This is a genomic window from Actinotalea sp. C106, from assembly GCF_023630195.1.
Lineage (GTDB): Bacteria > Actinomycetota > Actinomycetes > Actinomycetales > Cellulomonadaceae > Actinotalea.
In genome coordinates this window covers 1-5,681 of the sequence record NZ_JALPKN010000208.1, presented here as the reverse complement: position 1 = coordinate 5,681, position 5,681 = coordinate 1, and the positions used below count along the sequence as shown (strand labels likewise).

6 protein-coding genes are annotated in these 5,681 nt (G+C 74.3%); 5 read left to right on the top strand and 1 reads right to left on the bottom strand.

Annotation, left to right across the window (positions count from 1 at the left end; all coding sequences use genetic code 11):
- On the top strand, positions 1 to 372 hold a 372-nt coding region (locus L0B03_RS13105; protein ID WP_250446458.1), incomplete at its 5' end, for a substrate-binding domain-containing protein.
- Between the two features lie 19 nt (positions 373 to 391).
- Here L0B03_RS13105 and L0B03_RS13100 read toward each other — a convergent pair.
- On the bottom strand, positions 392 to 910 hold the full coding sequence (locus L0B03_RS13100) for a flavodoxin domain-containing protein (RefSeq protein ID WP_250446456.1): 519 nt from the start codon (positions 908 to 910) through the stop codon (positions 392 to 394).
- A 135-nt stretch (positions 911 to 1,045) separates the two neighbouring features.
- Between L0B03_RS13100 and L0B03_RS13095 the strand changes: the two genes are divergently transcribed.
- From L0B03_RS13095 to L0B03_RS13080, 4 genes are all read left to right on the top strand, one after another.
- Positions 1,046 to 1,831 (top strand): aldo/keto reductase, encoded by a 786-nt coding sequence (locus tag L0B03_RS13095; RefSeq protein WP_250446454.1) that lies wholly within the window; start codon positions 1,046 to 1,048, stop codon positions 1,829 to 1,831.
- A gap of 160 nt (positions 1,832 to 1,991) precedes the next feature.
- Positions 1,992 to 3,302, top strand: a complete 1,311-nt coding sequence (locus L0B03_RS13090; RefSeq protein ID WP_250446453.1) for a Glu/Leu/Phe/Val dehydrogenase — start codon at positions 1,992 to 1,994, stop codon at positions 3,300 to 3,302.
- A 94-nt stretch (positions 3,303 to 3,396) separates the two neighbouring features.
- On the top strand, positions 3,397 to 4,920 hold the full coding sequence (locus L0B03_RS13085) for an FAD-dependent oxidoreductase (protein WP_250446451.1): 1,524 nt from the start codon (positions 3,397 to 3,399) through the stop codon (positions 4,918 to 4,920).
- A 57-nt stretch (positions 4,921 to 4,977) separates the two neighbouring features.
- On the top strand, positions 4,978 to 5,562 hold the full coding sequence (locus L0B03_RS13080; RefSeq protein WP_250446449.1) for an NYN domain-containing protein: 585 nt from the start codon (positions 4,978 to 4,980) through the stop codon (positions 5,560 to 5,562).
- Positions 5,563 to 5,681: the final 119 nt, after the last annotated feature.

The window sequence follows — 5,681 nt, the reverse complement described above, 5'->3', positions numbered from 1 at the left end:
GCCGGGCTCGCGGACCAGGCCGTGGCCCGCGGGGACTTCACCTCCTCGGGCGGGGCCGCCGCCATGGAGCAGCTGTTGCGCGAGCACCCCGACGTGGACGGGGTCTTCGCCGCCTCGGACCTCATGGCCGCGGGCGCCCTCGAGGTGCTCCGGGCCAGCGGTCGCGCGGTCCCCGAGGACGTGCGGCTGATCGGCTTCGACGACCTGGGCGTCGCGGCCTCGACGGCCCCTCCGCTGACGACCATGAGCAACCCCGTGGTCGAGATGAGCCGGGTCGCGGCCGAGCTGCTGCTCGAGCAGGTGGCCGGCCGGGCGACCTCGTACGCCCCGCGCATCTTCGGGGCCGAGGTCGTGGTGCGAGTCTCGGCCTGACCGCCCCGGGACGGCCCGGTCAGCGCACGAGCCGGACCGCGCGGGCCTCCTCCTGGTGCAGGTCGGCGGCGATCAGGCGGGCCCAGTCCTCGATCTGGGGCCAGGGCCGGTAGTCGCCCTCCTCGGCGCGGACCAGGGCCACCACCGCGCGCTCGGCGATGCCGAGCCCACCCAGGTCGAGCCGACCGCCGAAGGTCCGGTGCCCCCGGACCTCGAGCCGAGCCATCAGCGACGGGATCTCCTCAGCGTCCCCCTGCGGGGCCAGCGGCGCACCCACCGGGCCCGAGGAGAACAACCAGACCGGCCGCCGGGACAGGCCGTGGGCGAGCCGGTCGACCATCGCGCGGGCCGAGGCGGCCCAGCGGCCGACGTACACGGCCGAGCCCAGGACCACGGCGTCGACCCCCTCGAGGGTCTCGACGTCCTCGGGTTCCGCGAGCTCGACCTGGTGGCCGGCGTGGCACAGCACCTCCGCGATCGCGTCACCGATCTCCCTGGTCGCGCCGTGCCGCGAGGCCACCGTCACGAGAACTCTCATCTCCGTACCCCCGCACCAGACCGTCCCCACGACCATCGCGGTCCGGGGTGACGGGTCGCACGTCACCGGCAACCCCTCCAGACTCCGGCACCGGGCGCACGAGCGCCTGGGCCGCAGGTCCCGCACACTGGGCGGATGAGCACCGCGATACCGACCATCGACCTGCGCTCCCCCGCGGGGCCCGTGACCATCCCCCTCCTCGGCCTGGGTACGTGGCAGTCCGAGGGCGACGACTGCTACCGCGCCGTCCGGCACGCCCTCGACACGGGGTACCGGCACGTCGACACCGCGACGGGGTACCAGAACGAGGACCAGGTCGGCCGCGGCCTGGCCGAGGCCACGGTCACGCGCGAGGAGGTCTTCGTGACCACCAAGCTGCCCCCCGACGCCGCGGGCCGCGAGCGCGAGACCCTCGCCGCGAGCCTGCGTCTGCTCGGCACCGACCACGTCGACCTGTGGCTCGTGCACTGGCCGCCGAACAAGCAGGCCACGCCGAGCACCTGGCAGGCCTTCCGCGAGCTCCGGGACGAGGGCCTCACCCGCGCGATCGGCGTGAGCAACTACTCGATCGCGCAGATCGACGAGCTGATCGAGGCCACCGGCGAGGCCCCCGCGATCAACCAGATCCCGTGGAGCCCGAGCGACTTCGACGCCGATCTCCTGGCCGCGCACCGCGAGCGCGGGATCGCCGTCGAGGGGTACAGCCCGTTCAAGCGGACCGACGCCGAGAGCCCGGTGCTCACCGAGATCGCCCAGGCCCATGGCCGGACCGTCCAGCAGGTGGTCCTGCAGTGGCACCTGGCGCACGAGGTCGTGGTGATCCCCAAGTCGGTCACCCCCGAGCGCATCGAGGCCAACCTCGACGCGGTCTTCGAGCTGACCGACGAGGACCTCGCCCGGATCGACTCCCTGGGTTCGTGACCCTCGCACGGCCCGGCGACCCCGACCAGCGCGCCCCTCACCGCGCTGGCGCGTCCCCGGGCCGGGTGACGGCGGGGGTGACACAGTGGGCTCGGGTCCGACGGCGTCCCCGACGGATCTCGGCACCCCTTGGCCCACCCGTCACCAGGAGAGCGCACCGATGACCGACCACCCCTCCGTCACGGACGTCGTCCCGGACGTCGCCCCCGCAGACCTCGCCGCCCCCACCCGCGACGGCCCGCTGGCGACCGCGCAGGCCCAGCTCGCGAGTGCCGTCGAGCGGTTGGGGTACGACCCCGGGATGCACGCGATGCTCGGCACCTCCCGGCGTGAGATCAACGTCGCGATCCCCCTGCGCCGTGACGACGGCTCGACCGAGCTGTTCCACGGCTTCCGGGTGCAGCACAACGTCTCGCGCGGGCCCGGCAAGGGCGGGCTGCGGTTCCACCCCTCGGTCGACGTCGACGAGGTGCGGGCCCTGGCCATGTGGATGACCTGGAAGTGCGCCGTGGTCGAGCTGCCCTACGGGGGTGCCAAGGGCGGGGTGGCGATCGACCCCCGGCACTACTCCCAGGGGGAGCTGGAGCGGGTCACGCGCCGCTACACCAGCGAGATCATGCCGATGATCGGCCCCGAGCGGGACATCATGGCCCCGGACGTCGGCACCGACGCCCAGACCATGGCCTGGGTCATGGACACCTACTCGGTCAACAAGGGGTACACGATCCCGGGGGTCGTGACCGGCAAGCCGCTCGAGGTCGGCGGGTCCCTGGGACGGGCGACCGCGACCTCCCGCGGGGTGGTGCACTGCGTGGTCGCCGCCCTCGCCGAGCACGGCAAGACCCTCGACGACGTGAGCGCCGCGGTGCAGGGCTTCGGCAAGGTCGGGTCGCACGCCGCGGCCTTCCTCGCCGAGGGCGGGGCACGGGTCGAGGCCGTGAGCGACCAGTACGGCGGGGTGTACCGGTCCGGCGGCCTGGACCTGCCCCGGCTGATGGACTACGTCGAGCGGACCGGCTCGGTGGTGGACTTCGACGGCGGCGAACCGATCGACAACACGGCCCTGCTCTCCCTCGACGTCGACGTCCTGGTGCCGGCCGCGGTGGAGGGCGTGCTCGACGCCGAGACCGCGGGCCAGGTGCAGGCCCGGTGGGTCGTCGAGGGGGCCAACGGCCCGACCACCCCCGACGGCGACCGGGTGCTGGCCGACCGGGGCGTGGTCGTGGTGCCGGACATCCTGGCCAACGCCGGTGGCGTGGTCGTCTCCTACTTCGAGTGGGTGCAGGCCCAGCAGGCCTACTGGTGGACGGAGGCCGAGATCGAGCAGCGGCTCGCCGAGCGCATGGCGATGGCCTTCGAGAGCGTCGGCAAGACCGCGCGGCACCGGGACCTGTCCCTGCGCGACGCCGCGCTCCTGCTCAGCATCCAGCGCGTCGCCACCGCCCACCAGACCCGCGGCCTGTACCCCTGACAGAGACCTCTCGGGTCAGAAGCCCAGGAACCCCTGGGCCCCTGCGCCTCTGACCCGAGGTGCGGGACGGGGACGTCGGGGTGAGGGTGGTCACATGGACCTCACCGGCGCAGCGCGCCACCCCCTCTGGGCGGACACCGCACCGACCACGCACGCGACCCCGCACCGGCCGCTCGACGGCGACCTGACCTGCGAGGTGGCCGTGGTCGGCGCCGGCATCGTCGGGCTCACCCTCGCGGTCGAGCTCGCCCGAGCCGGACGACGCGTGGTCGTGCTCGAGGCACGTCACGTCGGCGCCGGGACCACCGGGGCCTCCTCGGCCAAGGTGAGCCTGGCCCAGGGCACCCGGTTCAGCGAGCTCGGCAGGCACCACGACGTCGACACCCTGACGCGGTACGCGCAGGCGAACCTCGCCGGGCAGCGGTGGGTCCGCGCCCACGCCGAGGCCACCGGGGTCGAGCACGCGGTGCGGGACGGCGTCACCTATGCGACCAGTCCCGAGGGCCGCACCACCCTGGAGGGTGAGGTCGCCGCGATGCGCTCGGCCGGCCTCGAGGTCGACCTCTTCGCGGACGCGGGACTGCCCTTCGCCACGACAGGGGCGCTGCGGGTCGCCGACCAGCTGCAGATCGACCCGCAGGCCTATCTCGACACCCTGCTCGGCCATGCCCTCGCCGCCGGGGTGCGGGTGCACGCCGGGACCAGGGTCGAGGGCGTCAGCACCGGCTCGCCCCGCGAGGTGCGGTGCTCGACGGCGACCGGGCGCGCCCGGGTCCGGGCCGAGCACGTCGTGATCGCGACCGGCTCGCCCCTCCTGGACCGGGCGGGCTTCTTCGCCCGGCTCGAGGCGGAGCGCTCGCACTGCATCGCGGTGCGGGTGCCCGGAGCCCGCCCCGAGGGCATGTACCTCTCCGTGGACTCCCCCAGCCGGACGGTGCGCCGCGCGGGGCACGACCTCCTCGTGGTCGGCGGCAACGGGCACCCCACGGGCCGCACGCAGGACGTCGACGCGCGGGTCGGGGACCTCGAGCGCTGGGCCGTCGAGCACCTCGGTGCGGTGCAGACCACGCACCGCTGGGCCGCCCAGGACTACCGCACCACGGACGGGCTGCCCTTCGTCGGGCGCTACGAGCCCTGGTCGACCGACCTGTGGGTAGCGACGGGCTTCGCCAAGTGGGGCATGAGCGCCGGCACCGCTGCCGCGCTGGCCCTCCTCGCCCAGATCGAGGGCCGGACCGAGACGTGGGCCCAGGACTGGGACCCGTGGCGCCCCGACGTCGCCGCCCAGGCGCCGCGCGCGGCGTCGATCAACGGTGCCGTCGCGCGCGAGATGTCGGTCGGCTGGGCCCGGGCCATGAGCACCCCTGCCCCGGACCCGGCCGAGATCGCCGAGGGGCAGGGCGCCGTGGGCCGGGAGGGCCTGCGCCCCGTGGCGGTGTCCCGCGTCGACGGCGAGGTACGCACCGTGAGCGCAGTCTGCCCGCACCTGGGCGGGGTGCTCGCCTGGAACGACGGCGAGCGCAGCTGGGACTGCCCGTTGCACGGGTCGCGGTTCGGGGCCGACGGCAGCCGTCTGGAAGGGCCCGTCCGCTGCGGCCTCGCACGGCTCGACCCCTGATGACACGGATGGGGACGGATGACCCCGCCACGGGGCGCGCACCCTAGGCTGACCTCCATGACCGAGACCGCGCCCCGCCGGACCACGTACGTGCTCGTCGACGGGGAGAACATCGACGCGACCCTCGGCGGGTCGATCCTGGGCGCCCGTCCGGCCCCCGAGGAGCGACCGCGGTGGGAGCGGGTGCTCGAGTTCGCCCGCACCGTGTGGGGCGCCGACGACGTCAAGGGGCTCTTCTTCCTCAACGCCTCGAACGGCTCGATGCCGATGGCCTTCGTGCAGGCCCTCGTGGCGATCGGCTTCCAGCCCATCCCGTTGTCCGGTGCCTCGTACGAGAAGGTCGTCGACATCGGCATCCAGCGCACCCTGGACGTCCTCGCGGACCGGGGTGAGGACAGCGGCGACGTGCTGCTCGCCAGCCACGACGGTGACTTCACCCCGCACATGGCCGCCCTGCTGGGGCCCTCCCGCCGCGTCGGTCTTCTCGGCTTCACCGAGCTCGTCAGCAGCTCGCTGCAGCACCTCACCGAGGGCGGTCTCGAGATCTACGACCTCGAGACCGACGTGCACGCCTTCAACGTGCAGCTGCCGCGCCTGCGGATCATCTCCCTGGCCGAGTTCGACCCCACGCGCTACCTCTGAGCCAGCGCTGCGGAGCGGTCCCCGGCCGCAGCACGCGCGCCTACCGCCGGCGCACCCGCGCGAGCACCGTCGCGACGAGGACCACGGCCGCGGCCACCCCGGCGGCGACAGCGGCCACG

Excerpts from the sequence above, each read along its gene's own strand:
- L0B03_RS13100 (WP_250446456.1), bottom strand. The coding sequence starts at position 910 with ATGAGAGTTCTCGTGACGGTGGCCTCGCGGCACGGCGCGACCAGGGAG.
- L0B03_RS13095 (WP_250446454.1), top strand. The coding sequence starts at position 1,046 with ATGAGCACCGCGATACCGACCATCGACCTGCGCTCCCCCGCGGGGCCC.
- L0B03_RS13090 (WP_250446453.1), top strand. The coding sequence starts at position 1,992 with ATGACCGACCACCCCTCCGTCACGGACGTCGTCCCGGACGTCGCCCCC.
- L0B03_RS13085 (WP_250446451.1), top strand. The coding sequence starts at position 3,397 with ATGGACCTCACCGGCGCAGCGCGCCACCCCCTCTGGGCGGACACCGCA.
- L0B03_RS13080 (WP_250446449.1), top strand. The coding sequence starts at position 4,978 with ATGACCGAGACCGCGCCCCGCCGGACCACGTACGTGCTCGTCGACGGG.